Origin of the sequence: Arthrobacter sp. USHLN218 (genome assembly GCF_037144715.1) — a bacterium.
Lineage (GTDB): Bacteria > Actinomycetota > Actinomycetes > Actinomycetales > Micrococcaceae > Crystallibacter.
This window is the reverse complement of the sequence record NZ_JBBCYT010000005.1, coordinates 327,352-352,549: the sequence shown is the minus strand read 5'-3', so window position 1 is coordinate 352,549 and position 25,198 is coordinate 327,352. Positions and strand designations below refer to the sequence as shown.

The 25,198-nt window shown below is 69.8% G+C and carries 19 protein-coding genes; 9 read left to right on the top strand and 10 right to left on the bottom strand.

The features are described 5' to 3' along the window. The first annotated feature begins 189 nt into the window (after window positions 1–189). The gene (locus tag WFH44_RS13975; RefSeq protein WP_336714522.1) at window positions 190–1,368 is read left to right on the top strand and encodes a CaiB/BaiF CoA transferase family protein; all 1,179 of its coding nucleotides are present in this window, start codon (window positions 190–192) and stop codon (window positions 1,366–1,368) included. Window positions 1,369–1,543: 175 nt separating this feature from the next. Here WFH44_RS13975 and WFH44_RS13970 read toward each other — a convergent pair whose 3' ends face one another. Further along, on the bottom strand, window positions 1,544–3,211 hold the full coding sequence (locus WFH44_RS13970; RefSeq protein WP_336714521.1) for a PucR family transcriptional regulator: 1,668 nt from the start codon (window positions 3,209–3,211) through the stop codon (window positions 1,544–1,546). Window positions 3,212–3,292: 81 nt separating this feature from the next. Between WFH44_RS13970 and WFH44_RS13965 the strand changes: the two genes are divergently transcribed. The 4 genes from WFH44_RS13965 to WFH44_RS13950 all read left to right on the top strand — a co-directional run bounded on the left by WFH44_RS13965 (window position 3,293) and on the right by WFH44_RS13950 (window position 8,479). Then, complete coding sequence (locus WFH44_RS13965) at window positions 3,293–4,735, top strand: aminotransferase class III-fold pyridoxal phosphate-dependent enzyme (protein WP_336714520.1); 1,443 nt, start codon at window positions 3,293–3,295, stop codon at window positions 4,733–4,735. 59 nt (window positions 4,736–4,794) lie between these two features. After that, window positions 4,795–5,955: an acyl-CoA dehydrogenase family protein gene (locus WFH44_RS13960; protein WP_336714519.1), complete on the top strand. Its 1,161-nt coding sequence runs from the start codon at window positions 4,795–4,797 to the stop codon at window positions 5,953–5,955. Between the two features lie 50 nt (window positions 5,956–6,005). Continuing rightward, complete coding sequence (locus WFH44_RS13955; RefSeq protein ID WP_336714518.1) at window positions 6,006–7,481, top strand: aldehyde dehydrogenase family protein; 1,476 nt, start codon at window positions 6,006–6,008, stop codon at window positions 7,479–7,481. A 119-nt stretch (window positions 7,482–7,600) separates the two neighbouring features. Beyond that, window positions 7,601–8,479, top strand: a complete 879-nt coding sequence (locus WFH44_RS13950; protein ID WP_336714517.1) for a 3-hydroxyacyl-CoA dehydrogenase family protein — start codon at window positions 7,601–7,603, stop codon at window positions 8,477–8,479. Window positions 8,480–8,511: 32 nt separating this feature from the next. Here WFH44_RS13950 and WFH44_RS13945 read toward each other — a convergent pair whose 3' ends face one another. Then, entirely contained in the window at window positions 8,512–8,853 is a 342-nt protein-coding gene (locus WFH44_RS13945; protein ID WP_336714516.1) for a P-II family nitrogen regulator, read from the bottom strand. Between the two features lie 90 nt (window positions 8,854–8,943). Next, window positions 8,944–10,065: a 3-isopropylmalate dehydrogenase gene (locus WFH44_RS13940; protein WP_336714515.1), complete on the bottom strand. Its 1,122-nt coding sequence runs from the start codon at window positions 10,063–10,065 to the stop codon at window positions 8,944–8,946. Between the two features lie 174 nt (window positions 10,066–10,239). Between WFH44_RS13940 and WFH44_RS13935 the strand changes: the two genes are divergently transcribed. Continuing rightward, a complete protein-coding gene (locus WFH44_RS13935; RefSeq protein WP_336714514.1) occupies window positions 10,240–11,712 on the top strand; it encodes an aldehyde dehydrogenase family protein in 1,473 nt (490 codons plus the stop codon). Continuing rightward, complete coding sequence (locus WFH44_RS13930) at window positions 11,709–12,506, top strand: SDR family NAD(P)-dependent oxidoreductase (protein ID WP_336714513.1); 798 nt, start codon at window positions 11,709–11,711, stop codon at window positions 12,504–12,506. Before WFH44_RS13935 ends, WFH44_RS13930 begins: the two co-directional genes overlap by 4 nt. Window positions 12,507–12,572: 66 nt before the next feature. Here WFH44_RS13930 and WFH44_RS13925 read toward each other — a convergent pair whose 3' ends face one another. Further along, a complete protein-coding gene (locus WFH44_RS13925) occupies window positions 12,573–14,159 on the bottom strand; it encodes a multicopper oxidase family protein (protein ID WP_336714512.1) in 1,587 nt (528 codons plus the stop codon). A 423-nt stretch (window positions 14,160–14,582) separates the two neighbouring features. After that, window positions 14,583–15,053 carry a pyridoxamine 5'-phosphate oxidase family protein gene (locus tag WFH44_RS13920; protein WP_336714511.1) on the bottom strand — a complete coding sequence of 157 codons (471 nt, stop codon included), beginning with the start codon at window positions 15,051–15,053 and terminating at the stop codon, window positions 14,583–14,585. A gap of 622 nt (window positions 15,054–15,675) precedes the next feature. Between WFH44_RS13920 and WFH44_RS13915 the strand changes: the two genes are divergently transcribed. Then, window positions 15,676–17,169, top strand: coding sequence for an HNH endonuclease signature motif containing protein (locus WFH44_RS13915; RefSeq protein WP_336714510.1), 1,494 nt, complete (start codon window positions 15,676–15,678; stop codon window positions 17,167–17,169). A gap of 93 nt (window positions 17,170–17,262) precedes the next feature. On the opposite strand, the gene WFH44_RS13910 is transcribed toward WFH44_RS13915, so the two are convergent. The 5 genes from WFH44_RS13910 to WFH44_RS13890 all read right to left on the bottom strand — a co-directional run bounded on the left by WFH44_RS13910 (window position 17,263) and on the right by WFH44_RS13890 (window position 24,202). Next, a complete protein-coding gene (locus WFH44_RS13910) occupies window positions 17,263–18,690 on the bottom strand; it encodes an amidase (RefSeq protein ID WP_336714509.1) in 1,428 nt (475 codons plus the stop codon). Between the two features lie 200 nt (window positions 18,691–18,890). Further along, window positions 18,891–20,879, bottom strand: coding sequence for an ABC transporter ATP-binding protein (locus tag WFH44_RS13905; RefSeq protein ID WP_336714508.1), 1,989 nt, complete (start codon window positions 20,877–20,879; stop codon window positions 18,891–18,893). 2 nt (window positions 20,880–20,881) lie between these two features. Next, on the bottom strand, window positions 20,882–21,736 hold the full coding sequence (locus tag WFH44_RS13900) for an ABC transporter permease (RefSeq protein ID WP_336714507.1): 855 nt from the start codon (window positions 21,734–21,736) through the stop codon (window positions 20,882–20,884). Further along, window positions 21,733–22,680: an ABC transporter permease gene (locus tag WFH44_RS13895; protein WP_336714506.1), complete on the bottom strand. Its 948-nt coding sequence runs from the start codon at window positions 22,678–22,680 to the stop codon at window positions 21,733–21,735. The genes WFH44_RS13900 and WFH44_RS13895 overlap by 4 nt, the downstream gene beginning before the upstream one ends. A 7-nt stretch (window positions 22,681–22,687) precedes the next feature. Further along, window positions 22,688–24,202 (bottom strand): ABC transporter substrate-binding protein, encoded by a 1,515-nt coding sequence (locus WFH44_RS13890; protein WP_336714505.1) that lies wholly within the window; start codon window positions 24,200–24,202, stop codon window positions 22,688–22,690. Between the two features lie 130 nt (window positions 24,203–24,332). Between WFH44_RS13890 and WFH44_RS13885 the strand changes: the two genes are divergently transcribed. Then, the gene (locus tag WFH44_RS13885; protein ID WP_336714504.1) at window positions 24,333–25,115 is read left to right on the top strand and encodes a FadR/GntR family transcriptional regulator; all 783 of its coding nucleotides are present in this window, start codon (window positions 24,333–24,335) and stop codon (window positions 25,113–25,115) included. Window positions 25,116–25,198: the final 83 nt, after the last annotated feature.

The following is a 25,198-nucleotide window of genomic DNA, read 5'->3' as shown; positions in this document are numbered from 1 at the left end:
TCGTAGTCCCGCCTGCCCCCTCCCGCGCCCGCCCGGAGCGCGGCGTTCGCTTCATAGGGGCCTGCTCCTTGTGCATTCCATCCCTCCCCGGGCCGAGTCGTCCAATGCCAGGTGCCGAAGGCCATCCCTAGACTGGTCGCCAGTTCCGGGCCGACGACGGTCCGGCCTCCCCCCAGCGAAAGGGCACCGATGCCTGCACAGCCCGGCCTCCCGCCGTCGTCCGCTGCACGCCCGTTGGAAGGCGTGCTGGTTGCGGACTTTTCCCGCGTACTGGCCGGACCGCTGGCCACCATGACGCTGGCCGACCTGGGCGCGCGGGTGGTCAAGGTGGAACGGCCGGAGGCCGGCGACGACACGCGCAGCTGGGGCCCGCCGTTCTCCGCGACCGGAGCGACCTATTTCGAGAGCGTCAACCGGAATAAGGAATCCGTCTGCCTGGACCTGTCCGACCCCGGGGACCTGGCGGCGGCCCGCGAGCTGGCCTTGCGGGCGGACGTCCTGGTGGAGAACTTCAAGCCCGGCGGCATGGCGAAGCTGGGGCTGGGCTACGACAAGCTCTCGGCGGACAATCCCGGGCTCGTCTACGCCTCGATCTCCGGCTTCGGGTCGGCCCAGGGCGCGTCGCTGCCGGGCTACGACTTCATCGTGCAGGCGGTCGGCGGGCTAATGAGCATCACCGGGGAGGCGGACGGCTCCCCCTACAAGGCCGGCGTGGCGCTGGTCGACGTGCTGACCGCGAAGGACGCGACGATCGGCATCCTCGCGGCGCTCAACGCGCGCAGCAGCTCCGGGCGCGGGAGCCTGCTGGAGGTCAACCTGCTCTCCAGCCTGCAAGGCGCGCTGGCCAACCAGGCACAGGCCTACCTCGGCGCGGGCAAGGTGCCCGGCCGGATGGGCAATGAACACCCATCGATCGTGCCCTACCAGCTCCTTGAGTGCGCCGACGGCCCGCTCGCGGTCGCGTGCGGCAATGACGGGCAGTTCCGGCGGCTGGCCGAGGCCCTGGGGCGGCCCGGGCTGGGGGATGACCCGCGGTTCGCCACCAACAGCGCCCGGGTGGAGCACCGTACGGACCTGATCCCGCTGCTGGAGCAGGCCCTCCGCACCGCGAACGCCGCCGTCTGGCAGGACAAGCTCGTCGGCGTGGGCGTGCCCGCCGGACCGGTGGCCACAATCGACGCCGGCATCGAGTACGCCGACTCCCTCGGGCTGCAGCCAACCATCGACGTCCAGGATGCCACCGGCAAAACCGTCGGCCGGCAGGTCCGCCATCCAATCAGCTGGACTCCCGCCTTCGAGCCGCGCCGCAGCGCCCCGCCGGCCCTCGGCGAGCACACCGACTCCGTGCTGGAGTGGCTGCGCCGCTGAAACGGCCAGGCTCAATCCGACGCGGTTGGACAAGCGGCCCATCGAGTGTGCAGCAGCTGCCCCATTTCATATGAAAAGGGCATCTACTGCACACTCATTCGTGGGGGTGCGGGGGTCTGCACCGGAGCCCGGCTATCAGCGCGGGTGCGGCTGAAGGGATGGAAAGCCGGGTCAATCAGAGCCCGCGGCGGCGCAGGGCGAGCCAGAGGTGGGCGGCGGTGTCCGGATCGTCGAGGCTGACGCCGAGCAGCCTCTGCGCGACGGCGATCCGGTGGCGGAGCGAGTTCCGGTGGATCGCGAGGTCGCGCGCCGTGTCCTCCCAATGCCCGCGCCGTCGCAGGTAGGCGGCGACGGCGCCGAGGAGGTCCGCGCGCTGGTAGCCGGCAAGCGAGTCCGCCCAGCGGTCCGCGCGGGAGTCCTCATCCCCCGCGGTACCGACCAGCCGGCCCGCCGGTGCCTGCAGGGCGGCGCGGCGCAGGACGGCGGTCTGGGAGGCGGCGTCGGCCAGCGCAACGGGCTCGGTCCAGGCCGCGCCGGTGCGCGGCGAGCCGGCGGCCGGCTGGCCGGCACCTCCCGCCGCCGTTCCCGCGGGCAGGGGTTCCGCCTGGCCGGCACCGCCCGCCTCCGTTCCCGCGGGCAGGGGTTCCGCCTGGGCGGCGTTACCTGTCATCCCCGACGGCGATCCGCCCGCCGCGGCGGGCCCGCCCTCCCAGGGCAACAGTCCGCCGTCGTACTCTTCCGGCTCAGGTGCGGCGACCGGCACCAGGTCCGCCGTGTCCAGCAGGAAGAATCCGAGCCCGTCCTCGGCAAAACGCAGCCGGCACACCGCCAGGGCGGCGCCCGGCCCCGGGGCTCCGTCCTCCGCCGGCAGCCCGGCGACGTTCACGGCTAGCGCCCGCAGGTCGCCGTCCTCCGTCCGCGCCGCCAGCATGCGCACCCGCTCCGGCAGCGGGCCCAGCCCGACGTCGGCCGCCAGCAGCCGGGCCGCCTCGACGTGCCCGCGGACGATCAGCTTGGCCACCGCTGACCCCAGCACCGCCGACGTGCCGGTCAGCTCCTCGTGCTGCTGCGCCTTGAGGGCGAGCAGCACGCAGACCGTCATGATGATCTGCCGGTCCGCCTTGGTTACGGTGCGGCCCGAGCCAATGGCCAGGAAGCCCTCGATCCGCCGGCCGACCAGGATCGGGTACTCCACCACCGGGCTGCCGTGCAGCCAGAACGTCGCCGCCGAGTGCGCGCCCGCCCGGTTCAGCCTGCCCGTTTCCTCGCGCAGGTGCGGCAGCAGCGCCGCGGATCCAATGGGCCAGATCGTCTCGGCTCCGCCGTCGGCCGGCAGGTAGGCGGCCCAGCCGCCGAGCGCCTGCGCCAGCCCCTGCACCACGGACGGCAGCGCATCGGGCCGCATCGCCGCCCGGGCCAGCGCGGTCTGGGTGCCAAGGCCGGCAATCAGGTCCGCCTGCCCGCTGCGCCCGGCCAGGTCCCAGAACGCGCGCGAGACATCGAGGAACGGTACGCCGTCCGGCACCACCATCAGCTCCAGCTGCTCCCCGGCGCAGGCCTCGATAAGCGCCGGCGGCACGCTGTCCAGCCCCTCGCCGAGCCCCAGCCCGAGCGCGGCGACGCCCCTGGCCGCCAGCCGTTGGACGTACGCGGATGCCGTCGCCGCCGTTCCGCCGAGGGGAATGCCCGTGGTCAACAGGAGCTCGCCGCCCTCCAGATAGGCGGTGGGGTCCTCCAGTTCGGACACGTGCACACCGCTGAGCTGGACGCCGGGCACCGTCCCGGGAACGGCGCGGTGCAGGGAGGCGCCGAGTTCGGCACTGAGCTGGGCGAGCGAAACCATGGTCCGATTATCCAACGCGGCGGGCATCCGGGGACAGAGCGTCCAATGACCGGACGGTTGCGCCGCCGTTAGCGTGGTCCCATGACCGCACAGACCGCGGGCCCCGCCCCGCTCCCCCAGTCCCGCCATCTGGCCACCGCCATCCCCGGCCCCCGCTCCGAGGCGCTGCACGCCGAGCGGCAGGCTCAGGTGACCGACGGCTTCGGCATCGCCCTGCCGGTCTTCGTCGAGCGCGCGGACGGCGGCATCCTGGCGGACGTGGACGGTAACCGGCTGATCGATTTCGCCTCCGGCATCGCGGTCACGAGCATCGGCGCCAGCCACCCGCGGGTCCGCGAACGCGTGGCCGCCCAGCTGGAGCGCTTCACGCACACCTGCTTCATGGTCACGGAGTACGAGTCCTTCACCCAGGTCGCCCGGTGGCTCAACGAGCACACGCCCGGCGACTTCGAGAAGCGCACGGCCCTGTTTTCCACCGGCGCCGAGGCCGTCGAGAACGCGGTCAAGATCGCCCGCTCCGCCACTGGCCGGCCCAAGGTCCTGGTCTTCGACGAGGCCTACCACGGCCGTTCGCTGCTGACCATGGCCATGACGGCCAAGGAGAATCCCTACCGGCTGAACTTCGGCCCCTTCCCCGCCGAGATCGTGCGCGCGGCGTCGGCCAACCCGCTGCGTCCGGTCGCTGGCGCCTCCGCGGCAGGAACCAACGACGACGGCGGCGCCGCCTCGGGTGCCGACGTCACCACCGCGGCGCTCGCCTCGGTCGAGGCAACGCTCGCCGAGCACGGGGCCGACGCGTTTGCCGCGATGGTCATCGAGCCGATCCAGGGCGAAGGCGGCTTCGTGGTCCCGGCCCCCGGCTTCCTCAAGGGACTGCGCGACATCGCCGACCGGCACGGCATCGTCCTGGTGATCGACGAGATCCAGGCCGGCATGGGCCGCACCGGAACCCTCTTCGCCAGCGAGCACGAGGGCATCGTCGGCGACATCACGCTCAGCGCCAAGGCGCTGGCCGGCGGCCTGCCGCTCAGCGCCGTGACCGGGCGGGCCGACCTGATGAACGCCGTCCACGCCGGCGGCCTCGGCGGCACCTACGCCGGCAACCCGCTCGCCTGCGAGGCGGCGCTGGCCGTGTTCGAAGCGTTCGAGGACGGCAGCCTGCTGGCCAACGCCCGCTCCATCGAAGCCGCCGCCCGCGAAGTGCTGGAACCGCTCGTGGCCGAAACGGACATCGTCGCCGACTTCCGCGGCCGCGGCGCCATGCTCGCACTCGAGTTCGCGGACCAGGACACGCTCGCCCCGCGCGCGGACCTGGCCAAGGAAATCTCCGCGCGCTGCCACGCCCGGGGCGTCCTCACCCTGACCTGCGGCACCCATGGAAACGTCATCCGGCTCCTGCCGCCGCTGGTCATCGGGGACGAACTGCTCCGCGACGGGCTGGCCGTGCTGCGCCAGGCAATCCTGGACGTAACCGCGGAGGCCGGCGCACGCACGGCCGAAGCCGCCGCTCCCGCCCTCGCCTGACCGCCGCCGTCGTTAGCCCTTCCACCCAGCCGCCGCTCCTCCCGACAGAAAGCAGCACAATGTCCCTCGACTATGACCTGATCAGCTTCGAATCCCTCCTGACCGAGGAGGAGCGGTTGCTGCAGAAGAGCGTCCGCTCCTTCGTGGACGCCACGATCAAGCCGAACATCGCCGGCTGGTACGAGGACGCCGTCTTCCCGCTGGAGATCGTGCCGGAGATGGCCAAACTGGGCCTGCTCGGCATGCACCTGAAGGGCTACGGCTGCGCCGGCCGCTCCGCCGTCGAGTACGGCCTGGCCGGCGCCGAACTGGAAGCCGGGGACTCCGGCCTGCGCACCTTCGTCTCGGTACAGGGCTCACTGGCCATGAGCGCGATCCACAAACACGGCTCCGAAGAGCAGAAGAACGAGTGGCTGCCGCAGATGGCCGCCGGCGAAGCGATCGGCTGCTTCGGCCTGACCGAACCCACCGCCGGCTCCGACCCGTCCAGCATGAAGACCTTCGCCCGCCGCGACGGGGACGATTGGGTGATCAACGGCGCCAAACGCTGGATCGGCCTCGCCTCGGTAGCCAAGGTCGCCGTCATCTGGGCGCAGACCGACGACGGCGTCCGCGGCTTCCTAGTCCCCACCGACACCCCCGGCTTCACTGCCACGCCGATCGAGCCCAAGCTCTCCATGCGCGCCTCCATCCAGTGCGACATCGAACTGACCGACGTGCGGCTGCCCGCCAACGCCCTGCTGCCCAACACCAAAGGGCTGCGCGGCCCGTTCGAGTGCCTCAACGAGGCCCGCTACGGCATCATCTGGGGCGCCATGGGCGCCGCCCGCGACGCCTGGCAGGTCGCCGTCGACTACTCCAAGGAACGCCTGCAGTTCGACAAACCGCTCGCCGGCTACCAGCTCACCCAGGAAAAACTGGTCAACATGGCACTGGAAATCAACAAGGGCTTCCTGCTCGCCCTGCACCTCGGCCGGCTCAAAGACGCCGGCCAGCTGCAACCCCACCAAATCTCCGTCGGCAAACTGAACAACTGCCGCGAGGCCATCGAAATCGCCCGCGAATGCCGCAGCATCCTCGGCGGCAACGGCATCACCCTCGACTACTCACCGCTGCGCCACGCCAACAACCTCGAATCCGTCCGCACCTACGAAGGCACCGACGAAGTCCACACCCTGGTCCTCGGCAACAAAATCACCGGCATCCCCGCCTTCCGGTAGCCAGACCGCCATTCTTTCCTTCCTTCCTCCGTCCCGCCCAAGGAGCGCGTATGACCTCCCCCACGCCCGTACAGCTGCAGCACTACATCGACGGCGTCTGGCTCGAAGGAGACGGTTCCCCGATCGCCAGCACCAACCCGGCCCGCCCCCAGGAGACCGTCGCGCAGGGGCGGCAGGCCGGCGCCGCCGAGGTGGACCGGGCCATGGCCGCCGCCGTTTCCGCCAAGCGGGAGTGGGCACGGACCCCGGCGCACGAGCGCGGCGCGGTGCTGCTGCGCGCGGCCGCCGAGCTGGAGCGGAACGCCGGCGACTGGGGACTGGAGCTGGCCCGCGAGGAAGGCAAGACCGCCGCGGAGGGCCGCGGCGAAGTGCTGCGCGCGGCCCAGATCTTCCGGTACTACGGCAACGACGGCGACCGCACGGCCGGCGAGATCTTCGCGTCCCCGCGGCGCGGCGAGAAGATCCTCGTCACCCGCAAGCCGCTCGGCGTGATCGGCGTGATTACCCCGTTCAACTTCCCGATCGCCATCCCGGCGTGGAAAATCGCCCCGGCGCTGGCCTATGGCAACACCGTGGTCTGGAAGCCCGCGAGCACCGTGCCGCTGCTGGCCGTGCGCCTGGCCCAGGCCCTGGACTCCGCCGGCCTGCCCGCGGGCGTGCTGAACCTGCTGATCGGCCCCGGTTCCATGGGCAACGCCATCGTCGAACACCCCGCGCTGGACGGGCTGACCTTCACCGGCTCCACCGGCGTGGGCCACCGGCTCGCTGCCACGGCCGCCGGCCGGGGCATCCCGGTCCAAGCAGAAATGGGCGGCAAGAACGCAGCCGTCGTGCTCGCCGACGCAGACCTGGAGCTGGCCGCCGAACAAGTCATGCTCGGTGCCTTCCGCTCCACCGGGCAGAAGTGCACCGCCACCTCGCGGCTGATCGTGGCCGAAGAGATCGCGGACGAATTCCTTGCGACGCTGTCCGAACGCGCCTCCTCCCTGCCGGTCGGGGACCCGACCGATCCATCCGTGGCCATGGGGCCGGTGGTCAACGACGCCGCACGGAAGTCCATCCTGGACGGCATCGGCACCGCGCTTGCACAGGGCGCCGAGCTGATCGCCGGAGGCAAATCGTACGACGACGGCGTGCTCGCCTCAGGCTATTTCGTGCCTCCGACCATTTTGGAACTGCCCGCCGACCGCGAGCTGGACATCTGGCGCGAAGAGCTCTTCGGCCCGGTCCTCGCCGTCCGGCGCGCAGCCAGCACCGAGCAGGCCTTCGAACTAGCCAACGACAGCGAGTTCGGCCTCTCCGCCGCACTGTTCACCCAGGACGTCACGCGCGCCCTGGACGCCATCGACGATCTGGATGTCGGCATCCTCCACGTGAACTCCGAATCCGCCGGAGCGGACCCGCACGTCCCGTTCGGCGGCGCGAAGAAGTCCGGCTACGGCCCCAAGGAACAGGGCGCCGCGGCCAAGGACTTCTTCACCCACACCACCACCGTCTACCTCCGCGGCGGAGCCCCAGGCGTATAGCCCGTCGGGGCATAGCCCGCGGTGGGGTCCGGCGCATGACCCGGCCACCCGCCGTCGTCCGCCTCCCGCTCCCCCGGCCACCCGCCGTCGTCCGCTTCCCGCCCCTACCCGAAGGAACCATGAGCATCCCCAGCATCGAGAACATCAAGCACATCCTCGTCATCGGCTCCGGCGCGATGGGCTCGCAGATCGGCATGGTCGCCGCCCTCGCCGGCTACCGCGTGAGCGTCCAGGACATCGCGGAGGACATGCTCGCGCGGGCAAAGGAGCAACTGTCCGCGCGGATGCAGGCCAACGTCGCCAAGGGCAGGACGGGCGCCGAGGACGCGGAGGCGGCGCTGGGCCGGCTCACGTTCACCACGGACTTGGCGGCTGCCGCGGCGGACGCCGACTTCGTGATCGAGGCGGCCACCGAGCGGCTGGACATCAAGCGGCAGATCTTCGAGCAGCTGGGAGAACTCGCGCCGGCCCACGCCATTCTCGCCACCAACTCCTCCACCCTCGGCTCCTCCAAGGTCGCCTACGCCAGCGGACGGCCGCAGCAGGTCTGCAACATGCATTTCTTCAATCCGGCCCTGGTCATGAAGTGTGTAGAAGTAGTCCGGCACAGGCAGACGTCCGATGCCACCGTCGAGGCCGTGATGGAGCTGGCCCGCCGGTTCGGGAAAGAGCCGGTCCTGATCAACCGCGAGATCCCGGGCTTCGTCGCCAACCGGCTGATGGGCGCCGTGCAGAAGGAGGCACTCGCCCTCCACAGCGCGGGCATCGCGAGCGTCGCGGACATCGACACCACGGCGAAGGCGGCGCTCGGCCACCCGATGGGGCCGTTCGAGCTGATGGACATGGTGGGCCTGGACGTCATTGCGTTCATCGCCGAGGCGACGCACGCCGAGACCGGGAACGACGACGACCGACCGCACCCGGCCATTGCCCGCCTGGTCGCGGAGGGCCATCTGGGCCGCAAGTCAGGACAGGGCTGGTACACCTACGGCAAGTAGCCCCGCCGGCCCGCCGGGGCCGGAAGCCCGGCTCAGTCGATGGCGTCGGGGCCGCGTTCGCCCGTCCGGACCCGGACCACGTCGGTCAGCGGAACCGCCCAGATCTTCCCGTCGCCGATATCCCCGGTACGCGCCGCGGCCACGATGGCGCCGATGATCCCGTCGAGGTCCTCGTCATGGGCCAGGACCTCGATCCGTACCTTGTCCACCGTGTCCGTCTGGATCCGCGCGCCGCGGTAGGTTTCAGTGTGGCCGCGCTGCCGTCCCATCCCCGACACGGACGAGACTGTCATGCCGCGCACGCCGACGTCCTGCAGGGCCTGCGTCACCACCTCGACCTTCGCGGGCTGGACCACGGCTGTCACGAGCTGCATGGGGATCCCCTTCCTCGGCTGCGTCCGTCCGCGGCCCGTCATTGGCGAAGGCCGTGGCGCATCTCACTCCTATGCTAGTCAGGGCGCCGGCTATTTCCCGCGTCCGGCCCCGGCCAGGTCCTCCATCACGGACCGCCCGGGGACCGGAGGCAGCCCGGCCCCGACCAGTGATGCGATTTCCTTGCCGACGCCCGCGGTATCCAGGCCCATGCCTGGCCCGGAAAGCTGCGGCAGGCCGGCCAGCACGTGCACGGCCGCGGCCTCGATCGCCAGCGCCGCCTCCCGTTCGCCCAGCGAGGCCAGGCACATCGCGGTGGAGAGGACGGCGCCCACCGGGTTCGCCCAGCCCCGTCCCGCAATGTCCGGCGCGGACCCGTGGATCGCCTCGAACATGCTCGGGGCCGAGCCGTCCAGGTTCAGGTTGGCGCTGGCCGCCACGCCCAGCCCGCCCTGGATCACGGCGCCGAGGTCGGTGATGATGTCGCCGAACAGGTTGTCGGTCACGACCACGTCGAACCGCTCCGGCGCGACCGGCAGGTGGAAGCACATCGCGTCGACGTGCACGTAGTCCACCTCGACGTCCGGATAGCGCAGGCCGACCTCGTCCACGGTGTCCTGCCACAGATTCCCCGCCTCGACCAGGATGTTCTTCTTGTGGCACAGCGTCAGCTTCTTCCGCCGTTGCTGGGCCAGCCGGAAGGAATAGTCGACCACGCGCTCGATACCGGGCCGGGTGTTGACGGACTCCTGCACGGCCACCGCGTACGGGGTTCCGGCGTGCACCGTGGAACCGCTGCCAACGTAGGCGCCCTCGGTGTTCTCGCGCACGATCACCAAGTCGCAGCGTTCCGGCGTCAGCCCGGCGATCGGCGTCGCCACTCCCCCGTACAGCTTGACCGGACGCAGGTTCACCGCCTGCTGGAACGCCTTGCGCATCGCGAGGATGAAGCCTCGTTCCAGGACGCCCGGCTTCACCGCCGGGTCACCCATCGCGCCGAACAGCACGGCGTCGTGCCCGCGCAGCCGCTCCTCCAGTTCCGGAGTCCACAGCTCGCCCGTGCGCAGGTAGTGCCGGGCACCCGCCTCGATCCGCGTCAGCTCCATGCCGAATCCGAAGGCGGTTTCCGCCGCGGCGAGCACCTGCAGGGAGGCGTCGATGACTTCCGGGCCAATGCCGTCGCCCGGAACGACGGCGATCCGATGGTTGCGCACAGAGGTTGCCTTCCTGGTCACGTAACGGGGTCCCGCCAGCCACGGTACGACGGCGGCGGCTTCCACCGCGCTTCGTGACGGAATTGTGGCATGGACCACGAAAAGTATTGACCGGCCCCTTCGCCATTGGCTAGCCTGACGAAGCCACTGGTCTGACCAGTCAACGAGCTGACCGTGGATGAGCTGAGGGAGGAAGCGGTGTCCAGCTATTCGAAGGCCCACCCGGACGGCCTGCCCGTCGGAGGCGGCTGGGTTCCGTGCGCCGACAGCGCACCGGTTGTTTTCCCCTTCGACGGCACCGTCGTCGGCCACGCTCCCGTGGGAACCGTGGACCATGCCCGGCAGGCGCTGGACGCGGCCGAAAAGGTCTTCAAGGAAGTGGCCGGCCTCGGCGCGGGGCGCAAGCGGGCCCTGCTCATCGCGGTCCACGACGCCTTGGCCGAACGCGCTGCCGAACTCGAGGAACTGCTGGTGCTCGAGACCGGCAAGCCCCTCATCGACTGCCGCACCGAGGTCGCCCGGACGCTCACCACCTGGGCCGCCGCCGCGGAAGAAGTCGCCCATACCCACGGCGAAACGGTGCCGCTGGACCTGCAGCCCCTGGGCGAAGGAATGGTGGGCTACTGGACCAGGCGCCCCGCCGGCGTCGTTATTGGCATTGCCGGCTTCAACTATCCGCTGCTGCTCGCCAGCCACAAGCTCGCGCCCGCCCTCGCCGCCGGCTGCCCCATCATCCTCAAGCCCGCACCGAACACGCCCCTCGCCACGTTGTGGGCCGTGCACCTGATCCGCGAAGCCCTCGCCGCCCAGGGCATCGACCCCTCGGCCGTGCAGCTGGTCACCGGCGGGGTCGACGTCGGCGAAACGCTCGTCGCGGACCCGCGCTCCGCCGTCGTTAGTTTCACCGGCTCCGCGGCGGTTGGCCACCGGATCGCCCGCAGCGCCGCCCCGCGCAAGGCGGTGCTGGAGCTCGGGTCGAACACCGGCTTCATCGTCGCCGCCGATGCCGTGATTGCCGACGCCGTGGACGCCGTGATCCGCGGCGGCTTCTACGCCAACGGCCAGGCCTGCATCTCGATCCAGCGGATCGTGCTGGAGGAGCCGATCGCCGCGGAATTCGAGCGGGCGCTGCTGGCCAGGCTCGGCGAGGTCACCGTCGGAGACCCCCGGTCGCCGGGGACCCGGGTCGCCCCCGTCATCAATGAGGCATCCACACAGCGGATCCTCGGCTGGATCGGCGCCGCGCGGCAACGCGGCGCGCGGGTGCTCGCCGGCGGTGCGCTGGAGGGCCGCAGCGTCCAGCCCACCGTCATGGCGGACGTACCCGCGGATTCGGAGCTGTGGTGCGAGGAGATTTTCGGGCCTGTGGTCTGCCTGCAGACCGTTCCCGACATCGACGCCGCGATCGCGCTGGTCAACCAGTCCCGCTACGGGCTGCAGGCCGGCATCTTCACGAAGTCCCTGCCGACGGCCTTCCGCGCGGTGGAGGAGCTGGAGGCCGGCGGCGTCGTGGTCAACGAAATCCCCGGCTTCCGCTCGGACATCATGCCGTACGGCGGCGTGAAGGACTCCGGCATCGGCCGCGAAGGCCCGCGCTTCGCCATCGAAGAATTCACCGTCACGCGCATGGCGATGATCCGCCCATGACACCGCACGAAGGACGCACCATGGACTACACCCGGCTCTTCCAGTTCGACGGCGACCGCGTCCTGGTGGTCGGCGCCGGCAGCGGGATCGGCCGCGAAGCCGCCCTCGCCCTCGGCGCCCACGGCGCCAGCGTCATCTGCGCGGACCGGGACAATACGACGGCGGCAGAGACCGCGGCGATGATCGGCGGCTCCGCCACCTCCGCCGTTTTGGACGTGCTGGACCAGGACGCCGTGCGCGCCGCCGCGGACGAGTACTCCGACATCGCGGCGCTCGTCTTCACCGCCGCGACCAACGTCCGCAAGCGGATCGCCGACTACACCATGGACGAGTTCGACCGCGTCGTCAGCCTCAATCTGAAGGCCTCCTTCGCGCTGATCCAGGCGTTCGCCCCGAAGATGGCGGCCAACGGCGGCGGATCCATCATAGGCTTCGCCTCCATCCGCGCGTTCACGGTGGAACCCGGCCAAGGCGCCTACGCGGCGACCAAGGCCGGCCTCGTCCAGCTCGCCCGCACCGCCGCCGCCGAGTTCGGCCCGTCCAACGTCCGGGTCAACGTCATCGCCCCGGGCGTGGTCGAAACCCCGCTCACGGCCCAAATCAAGGCCAGCCCGGAGTGGTACAACGCCTACGCTGAGAAGGGCGCACTCGGCCGCTGGTCCACGCCCGACGAGCTCGCCGGGGCCGTGGTCTACCTCGCCTCCCGCGCCTCCACCTACGTCACAGGTTCCGTGCTCATGGTCGACGGCGGGTGGACGGCGATCGACGGGCGCTTCGACCCGCCGAACTCCTGACCCGGGCCGCCCGCTGCTGCAGCAGCCACGCCCTCGCCCGACGCCCTCTTCCTTCGGCAGTCCGCCCTAGCGGACCTCGATGACCGCCATCATCCCGTTGTCCTCATGATCGAGGATGTGGCAGTGGAAGACGGACCGGCCCACATGGTCGTCGAACGCGATCCTGACGCGGGCCTGCCCGTTCGCGGGAACGTTGACCACGTCGCGCCAGAGGACTTCCCGCTCCGGCCGCCCGCCGGTTTCGACGAGCTGCATCGGCCAGATGTGCAGGTGGATGGGATGGTCCATCGGGCTGGTGTTGGTCAGCGTCCACTCCTCCACGCTGCCCGCCTTCGCCCGGACGTCGGTACGCGCCGGATCGAACTCTCGGCCATCGATGGTGAAGCGGCCGAAAGCCGGTCCCCCGCCCGGACCGCCGACGGGACCGCCGCCCACCATGCCGCCCAAGCCGGCCGAGAACACCAGCTCACGGGTGGCCGCGGGTGTCACGCCCCGCAGGTCGCGGGATGCGGGCCGGGCAGCTACGGGTGCCGGAGCGCGGGCTTGCTGCCCCGCCACCACTAGCGCGGCGAGGGTATGTTCCCCGCCGGAATCCTGCCCCAACATGTCGCCCATCCCGCCCACGTTGGTCCGGTTGTAGGGCAAGGTGCGCAACAGCGACGTCCCCGCGGCCGTTGTGACGAGCAGGTCCGCCCGGTTGCCGGGCGCGAGGAACACCTCGTCGACCGCGCGCGGCAGCGGGTAGCGCCCGGAATCCATGCCGAGCAGCTGCATCTGCTGCCCGTCCAGCCTCAGCCGCAGGAACCTCGAAACACAAGCATTGACAACACGCCACCGTTCGCGCTGGCCGGGGCGGGCCTCCAGCCGGGGCCGGACCTGGCCGTTGAGCAGCAAGACGCCGCCCATGCGCCCCATCATCCGCTCCACGGACGACGGTCGCCGGACCCTTCCCGCAGGGCCCAGCGACACATCAGAAATCATCAGCACGCGCTCCCTGCTGACGGCGATCGGCTCCGGATCCTCGACGATGATGGCGCCGTACAGACCTCCGGACACCTGCTCCGCCACGCTTCCGTGCAGGTGCGGGTGGTACCAAAACACCCCGGGCGGGTGGTCTGCCGGCAGCTCGTATTCGTAGTTGAAGGTGCTTCCCGCCCCGATATGGACGAACGGATTGTCCCCGTTGTCCTGTGGCGAGACGTGGAGGCCGTGCACATGCAGGTTCGTGGCCTCGGGCAGGTCGTTGCGCAGAGCCACCTGCAGCCGGTCCCCGGGCAGCAGCCGCAAAGTCGGTCCCGGCAGCATTCCGTTGTAGCGCAGCATCGTGGCTTCCCCGTCGCCAAGCCGGACGGGCCCCCGCGCCGCCGTCAGCTGCACCCCGAGATTCCCTCCGCGGCTCTTCAGCTCCCGCGGCGCGGCCAAGGCACCTCCCGCAGTGTCATCGAGTAACGCCGCTCCGCGAGCCAGCCCGGCCGTGCCGAGGACCGTCGCCGCGAGTCCGCTCACGCCCCACAGCAGCAGCTGACGACGACTAACCGGTTCCACCAGACCCGCCGGTTCCACCGGGTGCCGTTCCACCAGCTGCATCTCCGCCCGGTGCAGTTCCACCCGGTGCAGTTCCACCCGGTGCAGCTCCGCCCGGTGCCGTTCCACCAGGCACACCCCGTCCGCCCGTTCCACCCGGAGCCCCGGGCCCAACCGGTCCGCCCCGGAGCACCCCGAGCAGTTCGCGGTACTGGTCGACGCTCAATTCCCCACGAGCCAGCCGATCCTCAAGGATCTGTTCGGCGTTGCTCCGGGGCATGGGCGGAGTCATGGGCGCCGGCCCGGACCGGCCGCTTGCACCAACGCCGCCACCCAGGACCCGCACCAACAGGACAATTAGGACAACCAGGCCGGCCAGTGCCAGCAAACCGCTGATCCCCATCCAGACGGCCATCCCCCAACCGCCCCAACCACCCCAGCCGTTGCCGTCCCACCACATCATTGCCGGGCCTCCCTATCCGCTCGTCCCAGTCCGGCTGTTCAATCGGGCCATTCCAATCCGGCTATCGCAATCGGGCCATTCCAGTCCGGCTATTCCAATCCGGCGCGGCTGGCCTCGTCGAGGGAAATCCACCACGTCTTGGGCTGCACCACTGCGAACCGACGGCCCGTGACCGTCGTCGGAATAATGCGCACGAAGTGTTCCTTAGGCCCGCCCTGCCACGGAAAGAGGACCCTCGCCACGGAGTCGAGGAACTCCTCGGTGGGCTCGATTTCTTCCGCCCGCCCCTTCAGCACCACGCTCCACGCAATACCGGTCTCGGAATTCACACCGTCGGCCTCCAGCGCCAGCGGCGTGTCGCCCGTGACTGCCACAAGCTTGGTCCCGGATGCGGTCCGGAAGACCAACGTGTCCCTGTCTACGGTGTAGTTAACGGGGAAGATATCGGGATGGTCCTCCACCCAGACCGCCAGCCGTCCCAGCGAGACGCGGCGCAGCAGCCGCCAACATTCCTTTTCGCCCAGGATTTCCGTGTCGGGTGACGCTCCGTGGTTCGGCATGAGGCACATGCTAGTCCCGGTCCGGCGAACGAAATAGGGCACAAAGTGCCCGATCATGGACCTGGCTGCAAGCGGCCCCTATTTTGTCAGTAGCGGCGCCTACCGTGGATTCATGGAGGAATTCCAGCAAGAAGGTCCGACGGCGTGGCGGGGCTTACCGCGCCGGCCCGCCGGCGCTTTCTCCCTGCTCGAATACCACCTCCATAGGGCCCTGCTCGAACGGCGCCTTCGGTTGTTGTACCCCGAGGCAGGGGATCCTCCGAACGAGGACCCGATCGTCCAACCGGACTTTGTCCCCGCCCCGTCCGGGTACCCTGCTGCTCCACCGGAAGGTAAAACCGCTTCCCGGGAATTGGTGCGCCGCCCGGACCCGTCGACTCAGCAGATCGAAGTGTTCCGGACCCCGGCTGGCCCGGGCATCTCGCCGCAGGTTACGCCGCCTCCGGGCACCAACCCTCAGGCCAAGCCGACCCAGGACTCCCCGCGCCAAGCCACGCCGACCCAGGACACCTCGCGGCAAGCCACCCCTCCTCCAGCCCGGCCCGCCGAAGGCACCCCGCCCCACAACATCTTGTCCTCCCCCAACCCTTTGTCCCGCCCCAACCCCGACCAGGCTTCCCCCGTGGCCAAGGACCTGGCGACAACCGGGGAGGATGGGACCTGCAAGGACTGGCGGGATGTCTGGGAACAGGTCCCGCCCGCGACGTTGGCAGTCCTTCTGGACGCCGTTGACGTCTGTTCCCTCTCCGACGCGGACACGTTGGACTACCTGGCCGCGGTCGGGCGAGTGACGGCGTGGGCCCAGGGAATGAAAGTCCGCGGCATGGCCCGCTTCGCGCAGCACCGGGCCGAGGACGGGACAGGTATGACCGGCCACGAAGGCTATTCCCGGTTTGCCGCCGGGGAAATCGCTCCGCACATCCACCAATCGAAGCGCTCCGTCAGTAAGGAGCTGGCGGACGCCGTCCAGCTGTGGAACTGGCTGCCGGGGACGGTGGCTGCGATGGAATCGGGCACTATCGACCTTCCGCGGGCAGCGGCAATCGCCCACGGAGCCCGCGGCTTGCCTGACGATCTCCTGCCCGTTTACGAAGCGAACGTACTCCCCGGCGCCGAGAACATCTTGAAGGAGTCCCTGCAGGGCCGAATCCGAGGCGTGCGCAATGACCTGCATCCGGAAAGCCTCACCGTGCGGCACCAGCGCGAGATGAAAGGACGCGGCGTCTCCTTCTTTCCCCAGGAGGACGGCATGGCGGAACTGTACATACGCACCAGCGCGGACAAGGCACTGCTCATCTACAACCTGCTCCAGACGCACGCCAAGGCCCTCAATACCGCCGAAGAGACGCGCACCTTGGGCCAGCTCCGCGCCGATGTCCTGGCCGACCTGCTGCTGGAAACGCCGGGCCATTCCTTCCAGACGGCCTCAGCCACCGGCCCCGGCGGCCTCAGCACCGACAGCCTCAGCACCGACAGCCTCAGCACAGGCGGCCTCAGCACCGGCAGACTCAGCACAGGCGGGGCTTGCGGATCATGCGGCCGGGGACCCGGCCCGGTCACCGACGGCGGCAACATCACAGCGTCCGTTGCGGTGACCATCCCCCTGGCGACCGCCGCCGGGATCAGTACTGAGCCCGGCCACCTCGCCGGATACGGACCGATCCCGCCGGAGACCGCCCGCAATATCGCGGCCTTGGCGAAGACCTGGCTGCCGGTGCTGGTCGACGAAAGCGGCGAGGCGGTGGCCGTCGCCAAGGAGATGCGACACCCGCCTGAGTGGCTCAAACGCATGGTACGGCTCCGTGACGAAAGCTGCCGCGGACCCGGCTGCCTCGTCCATTCCAAGCATTGCGAACTGGACCATACCATCGCCTGGGAAGCCGGTGGCAAGACCGAGCTGGCCAACCTCGCGCCATATTGCAAACCAGATCACATCGCGAAGCACGAGGGTGGCTGGCGAACCACCCAGGAGGACAAGGGCGTGCTCCGCCATCAAGGCAAGAGCGGCCACGCCTACATCAGCTACCCGGATGGCACCTGGATCCGCCTCGGCGTCCAACCACCGCCGGAACCCCCGCCTGACCCCTTCGCCGATCCAACCCCGCCGCCCTTCTGATTCCGCAGCCCTTCCTCATTCGGACGACTTTAGGGAAGAGGAAGTGCGGGAGCAGGACGAGAGTGACCGATCACGGGCACTGATGCTAGGAAATTAGTCGAGGGCGGCCCAGTCGGGAACGGCGGAGGCGGGTCGGGCGGCCTCGTACCAGGCGGCGACGCGGAGGACCAAGTCATCCGCGCCAACGCGACCGGCCAGCTGCAGGCCGACAGGGCGCCCATCGGGGGTGAAACCGCAGTTGACGGTCGCCGCAGGCTGGCCGGACATGTTGTACGGAACGGTGAAGCCGATGTGAGCCATGGTGCGGTCGGGGTCGTCCACCGGCATTGGCTGCTCCGCGGGGAAGGCGGCCATCGGCGACACAGGTGAGAGAACGACGTCGTAATTTGCCGTTGCGGCAATGGTCGCCTGCTGCATCCGGTCAATGCTGCCGAAGTTGCGGATGGTCTCGGCACCGTCGAACTCGGCTCCGCGCGCACACCAGCGCGCGATGTACGGCAGGACCTTGTCCTGCTCGGACGGGCTCAGCTCGCGGTAGTCGGCCCAGGACCGGGTGCGCCAGAAATTGTCGAGGCCGTCAAGCATGTCCTGGTTGATGAAGGGGCCGGTTCGTTCCACCGTAGCGCCGGCATCGGCGAACAATGCGGCGGCGGCCTCGACTGCGGCGAGGACCTCCGGATCGGTGCAGGCCCCGGCGCCGGCGTCGGTCTGCAGCGCGATCCTGAGCGTGGAGACGTCCGGCTTGTCGGCGATGTCCCAGTTCATCGCGGGATAGGGCCGGGCGGTGTAATCCCGGATGTCCGGCCGCGCCAGGATGGTCATGAACAGCGCCGCGTCCCCGACGGTCCGCGCCATGGGTCCGGCGGCCCGGCCGATATAGGGAACGTCGAGCGGGACCAGGCCGGCACTGGGCTTGAGTGTCGCCAGCCCCTGCCAGGTTCCGGGCAGCCGGATGGAGCCGCCGATGTCCGTGCCGACGTGCAGCGGCCCGTAGCCGGCGGCGGCGGCCGAACCGGCGCCGGAGCTCGAACCGCCGGTGGTCCAGGCCGGATTCCACGCGCTGCGGGTGATGCCGTGCAGGCTGGAGACGCCGGAGGACAGCATGCCCCAGTCCGGCATCACCGTGGATCCCACGATCACGCCGCCGGCTTCGAGGATCCGGTCCGTGACGGGCGCGTTGGCCTGGGGCACCTTCGGATTGGAGAGCGCGGTTCCGGATGGCATCGGGACGCCGGCCCGGGCGATGTTCTCCTTGACCGTCATGGGCACGCCGTCCAACGGGCCGCGGGCGCTGCCGTCCATCCAGCGCCGCTCGCTCGCCTTGGCGTCCGCGCGGACGGCCTCCGGCTCGAACTGGTACAGCGCGTTCAGCACCGGCTCCCGCGCCTCGATCCGCTCGATGACGGCCTCGGCCGCCTCCACGGGCGAGAGCTCCTTCGCGGCGTAGGCCTCGCCGAGTTCCCGGGCGGTGAGGTTGTGCAGTGCGGAGCTGTGCAGTGCGGAGCGGTGCTGCTGGTACATGGTGCGGGCCTTCCGGTGGAGCGGGAATGGATCAAGGTTGCTGGAAGCCGACGGCAGGTTCAAGGGGCCGGCAGATCCGGCTGCGGCCGCGGGCGTGGCCCCGGAGGGCCGCTGTCAGCCCGGAGAACCGTGCGCGGACAGCTGGCAGTCCGGAGAACCGTGCGAGGACAACCGCCGGCCCGGGGAACCGACGCCGTCCGTCACCCGGACATGGCGGCCTCCCGGGCGGCCAGCTCGGCCCGCAGGGACATGGACGAATTGACCAGCGTCCGCGTGTACTCGTGCCTCGGCGCCTCGTAGATCTGCTCGGTGCCGCCGCTCTCCACGATCTGCCCACGGTTCATCACCACGACGTTGTCGCAGATGTACCGCACCACGCCGAGGTCGTGCGAGACGAAGACCAGAGTCAGCTGGTACTCGTCCACCAGGTCGGAGAGCAGGTTCAGCACCTGCGCGCGGACCGAGACGTCCAGCGCGCTGACCGGCTCATCCGCCACCAGCACGCGCGGCTGGCAGATCAGCGCGCGGGCGATCGAAATGCGCTGGCGCTGTCCGCCGGAGAACTGGTGCGGAAAGCGTTCGGCGGAATCGGCGGGAAGCCCGACGGCGCCGAGCATCTCCGCAACGAGCTTCCGCTGCCGCGCGCTGTCCACCTTCTGGCCGGGGGCGAGCAGCGGCTCGGCGACGATGTCCTGCACCTTCATGCGCGGATTAAGCGAGCCCATCGGATCCTGGAAGACGATCTGCAGCTGCCGGCGCAGCTCGGCCAGCTCGCCCTCCTTGGCCCCGGCCACCTCGTTGCCGGCCACCTGCACGCTGCCCGAGGTCGGCTGGTCCAGCCCGGCGAGGATCCGCAGCAGCGTGGACTTGCCCGATCCTGACTCCCCCACCACGCCGAAGCGCTGGCCGGTGGCGACGTCGAACGAGATCCCGCGCAGCGCCTGCACCTCGGTCCGCTGGCCGAACAGCGAGGTGCGCTGCCGCTGGTAGGTCCTGACCAGGTCGCGCACGCGGATCACCGGAGCGTCGGTGCCGGGGGCGTGTTCCGGACCAACGACGACGGCGCCCGCCGGCTGGGCGGGGACTGTCGCCTTCTCCGGGGCCGGATTTTCCCGGCCCGGGGCGTCGGCTGCCCGGGAAGAAGCCGACCTGGTGACCGCAACATCGACCGAGGGCAGGCCGACGACCGGGGCGTCCGCGGCGGGGCTCACGGCGGCCGCCGTTTCGGCCGCCTCGGCCGCGGCGGAACCGGGGACGGTTGTGCCGTCGTGCGGTCGGGCCGCATGGCCTCCGAAGTGCACGGCGGCGGCGGGCACTTCCTCGATGACCTCCTCCGGGGCGGGCGGGGTGTAGCCGCCGGCCGAGGCCACGGTGAAGAGCCGGCCGTCGTCGTCCGTGGCGTCGAGGTCCGAGGCGGCCAGGAGGCCTCGGGTGTAGGCGTGCTTTGGCCGGGAGAAGACGTCCTCGGTGGACCCTTCCTCCACAACCTCGCCCCGGTGCATCACGAGGACGCGGTCGCAGATGTTGGCCACGACGGACAGGTCGTGGGTGATGAAGAGCAGGCCGGTGCCGCGCCGCTGGACGGACTCGAGGATGAGGTCCAGCACCTGCCGCTGCACGGTGACGTCCAGCGCGGTGGTCGGCTCGTCGCAGAGCAGCAGCGCCGGGTCGTTGGCGAGCGCCATGGCCAGCATCACGCGCTGCCGCTGCCCGCCGGAGAGCTGGTGCGGATAGGCCTTCGCCGCCTCCGCCGGGTCCGGCAGCTTCACGTCTGCCAGCAGTTCGATCGCCCGTGCCGCCGCGGCGGAGCCGGAGGGAGCGGTCTTGTGCTTGAGCATGATCTCGGCGACCTGCGGGCCGACCTTCATCAGGGGGTTCAGCGCGGTCAGCGGCTCCTGGAAGACCATGGCCATGTCATTCCCGCGGATCCGCCGCAGCCGTTTGTCCGGCGCGCCGACCAAATCCAGGTCGTGCCCGGCGAGCCGGATGGAGCCGGTCGCGGAGACGCCCTCGGGCAGCAGCCCCATCAGCGCCGTCGTCGTCATGGACTTGCCGGAGCCGGACTCGCCGATCAGGCCGATCCGCTCGCCCTTGGCCATGGTGAGGTTGAAGCCGGAGACCAGCGGACGGTCCGCGGTGGAGACGGTGAGGGACTCGACGCGCAGCAAAGGCTCACGCAGGTTTTCCATGCTCAGCGGCCTCCGTTCAGTTTCGGATCGAACTTGTCCCGCAGACCGTCGCCCAGCAGGTTGAACCCGAGCACCGCTACGGCGATCGCCAGGCCGGGCCAGACGGCAAGCATCGGGTAGGTGCCGAGGAACTGCTGCGACTCCTGCAGCATCCGTCCCCAGGACGGCACCGGCGGCGGCGTGCCCAGGCCTAGGAAGGACAGCGCGGCCTCGGCCAGCACCGCGATCGCGAAGGAGACCGAGCACTGCACCACGACCATGCCGGCGATGTTCGGCAGCACGTGCCGCCGCGCGATCCGGAACGAGCCCTGGCTGGAGGCCTTCGCCGCGAGCACGTACTCGGTGCTCATGACCTGCAGCGTCCCGCTCCGCGCGACCCGCGCGAAGCCCGGGATGGAGCCGATCCCGATGGCGAGCATCGCCGTCGTCGTACTGGCCCCGAAGACTGCGCCGAACATGATGGCGACCAGCAGCGCGGGGAAGGCGAGCAGGATATCCGAGGCGCGCATCGACACCTCCTCCACAGCCCCGCCGCGCATGCCGGCGAGGATGCCGAGCGGCGTGCCGATGAGCAGGGCGATGCCGACGGCGACCAGCCCCACCAGCAACGTGATCCGGGCGCCGTAGAGGATTCCGGAGAAGACGTCGCGCCCGTAGCGGTCCGTGCCCATCAGGTGGGCGGCGCTGGAGCCCTGCAGCCGGTCCGCCGGGGCGGCCTGCACCGGGTCGTACGGCGTCCAGACGAAGGAGATGAGTGCGGCGAGCACCACCAGCAGCACCAGCGCGGCGCCGATCAGCAGCGTGGGCGCCGGCCTGCGGCGGGTGGAACGGACGATGGCGGCGGGCTGGGTAGTCATGACGCCTTCCGGATGCGGGGGTCGAGGATCGTGTAGAGCACGTCGACCACCAGGTTGATGATGAGCGTGATGGCCACCAGCACCATCACCACGGACTGGACGGTCAGCAGGTCACGGTTTCCCACCGCGTCCAGCAGCATCGAGCCGAGCCCCGGGATGACGAAGACCCGCTCGATCACGACCGCCCCGATGATCAGCGCGGCCAACTGCACGCTGGTCACGGTCAGCACGGGGATGGAGGCGTTGCGCAGCCCGTGCTTGAACAGCGCCTCCATCTTGCCCAGCCCCTTGGCGCGGGCGGTCCGGAGGTAGTCCTCGCTCATCACTTCCATCACGGCGGAGCGGACGTAGCGCGTGAGGATGGCGCCCTGCACCGAGGCGAGCGCCAGCACCGGCAGCGCCACGCGGGAGGCGAAGTCGCCGAAGTCCTGCCCCGGCGGTGTCCAGCCGTTCGCGGGGAACCAGCCCAAGCCGACGGCGAAGACCACCACCAGCAGGATGCCGGCGAGGAAGTTCGGCACGGCCACGCCGAGCTGGCTCAGGCCGCTGACCAGGATGCCGCCCGGGCTGCGGTGCTTGACCGCCGCGAGCGTGCCGAACGGGATCGCGATCAGCAGCGCCACGATCATCGCCAGCACCACCAGGATCAGGCTGACCTGGACCCGGTCCAGCACCAGCGGGCTGATGTCCTGCCGGGTCACGTAGGACGTGCCGAAGTCCCCGAACGGGAGCCCGAGCGCCCAGTCGAAGTACTGCACGACCAGCGGCCGGTCCGTCCCGAACTCCGCCCGGGTCTGCGCCAGCAGCTCCGGCGTCGCGTTCACGCCGAGCGCGATCTGCGCCGGATCACCCGGGATGGCGCGCATGAACAGGAACACCAGCACGGTCGCGGCCACGTAGGTGACCGCGAACCGCGCCAGGTTGATCAGCAGCCGGATCGCCATCGAGCGTTTACTCCCAGCCGATGTTGGTCAGGTCCAGCGCCTCCGTGACGGAGTTGGCCGGGATGCCGGTCACCTTGGCGTCCGCCACCACGATGTTCGGGAAGATGAACAGCACGTCCGCCGCGGCGTCGTCGACGATGGTCCGGACCACGTCCTTCATGCCGTCCGCGTAGCCGGCCTCGTCCGACGCGTCGGCCTTGGCAGCGGCATCCTTGATCTTCGAGTTGTCGTAGCCGAGGTAGTAGTCCGGGTTGTTGAACATCGCCAGCACGTCCCGGCTTTCCACCGCCAGCACCACGGACATCTGGTAGTCCTTCTTGGTGAAGACCTGGTCCAGCCAGACGGCGGGGAATTCGGCGGACTCGATCTTCGCGTTGATGCCCACCTCGGCCAACTGCGAGACCACGATCTCGGACACCGCCGTCGCGTACGGCCGGGTCGGCACTGTGAACGTGATGTCCAGGTTCTCGGTGCCGGCCTCCTTCAGCAGTTCCTTGGCCTTGGCCGGATCGTATGGGTAGGCGGTGTTGAGGTCCTCGAAGTACGGATCCGTCGGCGGAACCGGTCCGCCCACTACCGTGCCGTAGCCGTTCCAGGCGGTATCGACGACGGCCTGCCGGTCGATCGCGTGCATCACCGCCTGGCGCACCCGAACGTCGTCGAACGGGGCCTCCTTGTTGTTCATCGACAGCACGATCTCGCCGTTGGACGTGCCCTCGAGCACCTGGAACTTGTCGTTGCCTTCGAACGAGGAGAGCAGCTCCGGGGCCTGCATGTTGTAGACGACGTCGACGTCGCCCGACTGCAGCGCGTTGGTGGTGGCCACCGCGTCGGCGAAGTAGCGCAGCGTCGCGGTTTCGACACCCGGCTTCTCGCCCCAGTAGTCGTCCCGGGCAGCCAGCTCGATCGACTGCCCGCGGTTCCAGGCCTCGATCGTGTAGGGGCCGGTGCCGATCGCCGTGTTGGCCAGGTCGTCGACGCCGCTCGGGTCGAACATCGCGCCGACCAGCGCGCCCATGTCGAAGAGCCACGCGTTGCTCGGCTGCTTCAGCACCACCTCGACCTCGGTATCGCTGAGCACGTTGACCGCGTCCACCACGTCCATCTTCGACTTCAGGCTGGAGACCCACTCATCGGACTGCACGCGCTCGATGCTGAACTTCACGTCCTCGCCCGTGAACGGTTCCCCGTTGGAGAACTTCGCCCCCTCGCGCAGCTTGAACGTGTAGGTCTTCCGGTCCTCGCTGAGCTCCCACGATTCCGCGAGCAGCGGCTGGATCTTGCCCTCCTGGTCGATCTCCACCAGGCCCTCGTACACGTTGGACATCAGCGCCTGCGGAATCGCCGCACCCGCCGTCGTCGTGAAGTCCAGGTTCACCGGCTCCCCCGTCAGCGCCACCGTGACCGAGTCCTGCTGCGCCTCCTGCGACGCGGTAGAACCCGCGCCGGCATTGCACGCCGTCAGGGACAGGGCGCCGGCCAGCACCGCCGCGGCCAGACCGAACTTCTTATTCGAACGCATGGGCCCTCCATCGAACCGGAACTTCTCAACTCATCAGTGTGATCCATCCAACACTATGGCAGGATGATGTTGCTATCTAGTTACATGGTCTGACCAGTTGTGTGAAAATAACGACGACGGAAGGCAGGTTATGGGCGACGTCACCTTCTCACCGGCCGTACCCACGCTCACCTACCAGCGCGTGGTCGAGCAGATCGAGCAGGCCATCCTGTCCGGCAGCATCAAACCCGGGCAGCACCTGCCGAGCGAACGCGACCTCATGGTCCAGTTTTCCGTCAGCCGCCCCACGATCCGCGAGGCCCTACGCGTCCTGCAGAGCCAGGGCCTGATCGCCTCCAAACCCGGCGGCCGCGGCGGTCCGCAGGTGCAGGCCCTCTCCCCCGACAGCCTCGGCCGCTCCTTCACCAACCTCGCCCGGATCGCCTCGCTCTCGCTCTCCGAGCTCGTCCAGTTCCGGATCGTGCTCGAAAGTTCCGCGTGCCAGCTCGCCGCCGCCCTGCGCACGGAAGAGCAGCTCGAAAAGATGCGCGACGCCGTCGTACGCATGGAAGCCGAAGCGGCGCACGGTTCGGACAGCTTCAACCGTGCGGACCTGGACTTCCACGCCGCCGTCTGGGACGCCAGCCACAACGCCCTGCTGCGCATCTGCGGCGAGGCCGTCGCCGACTCCATCCTCAAACTCATGAACGACCGGATGGACCGATCCGCCAACAGCAGCACCGCCATGCGGGAGTCCGTCGAACGCGACCGGGCGATCCTGCACGCCATCGAGGCCCGCGATGCGGCCGCCGCCGGCAGCATCGCCAGGAACGCGATCGCCGCCTACTTCGCCGACTATCTGGACGCCGACGGGACCCTCGGTTTGCAGGCCCTCACCGGCGGCATGGAACATCTGCCCCGGGAGACCGGATAGGCGCCGGCAGTTCCCCGAGCTGCCCGGCTTGATACAGAATCGTCATCTGCCGCTCATGACGCGGCTACCTGTTGGTAGTACGC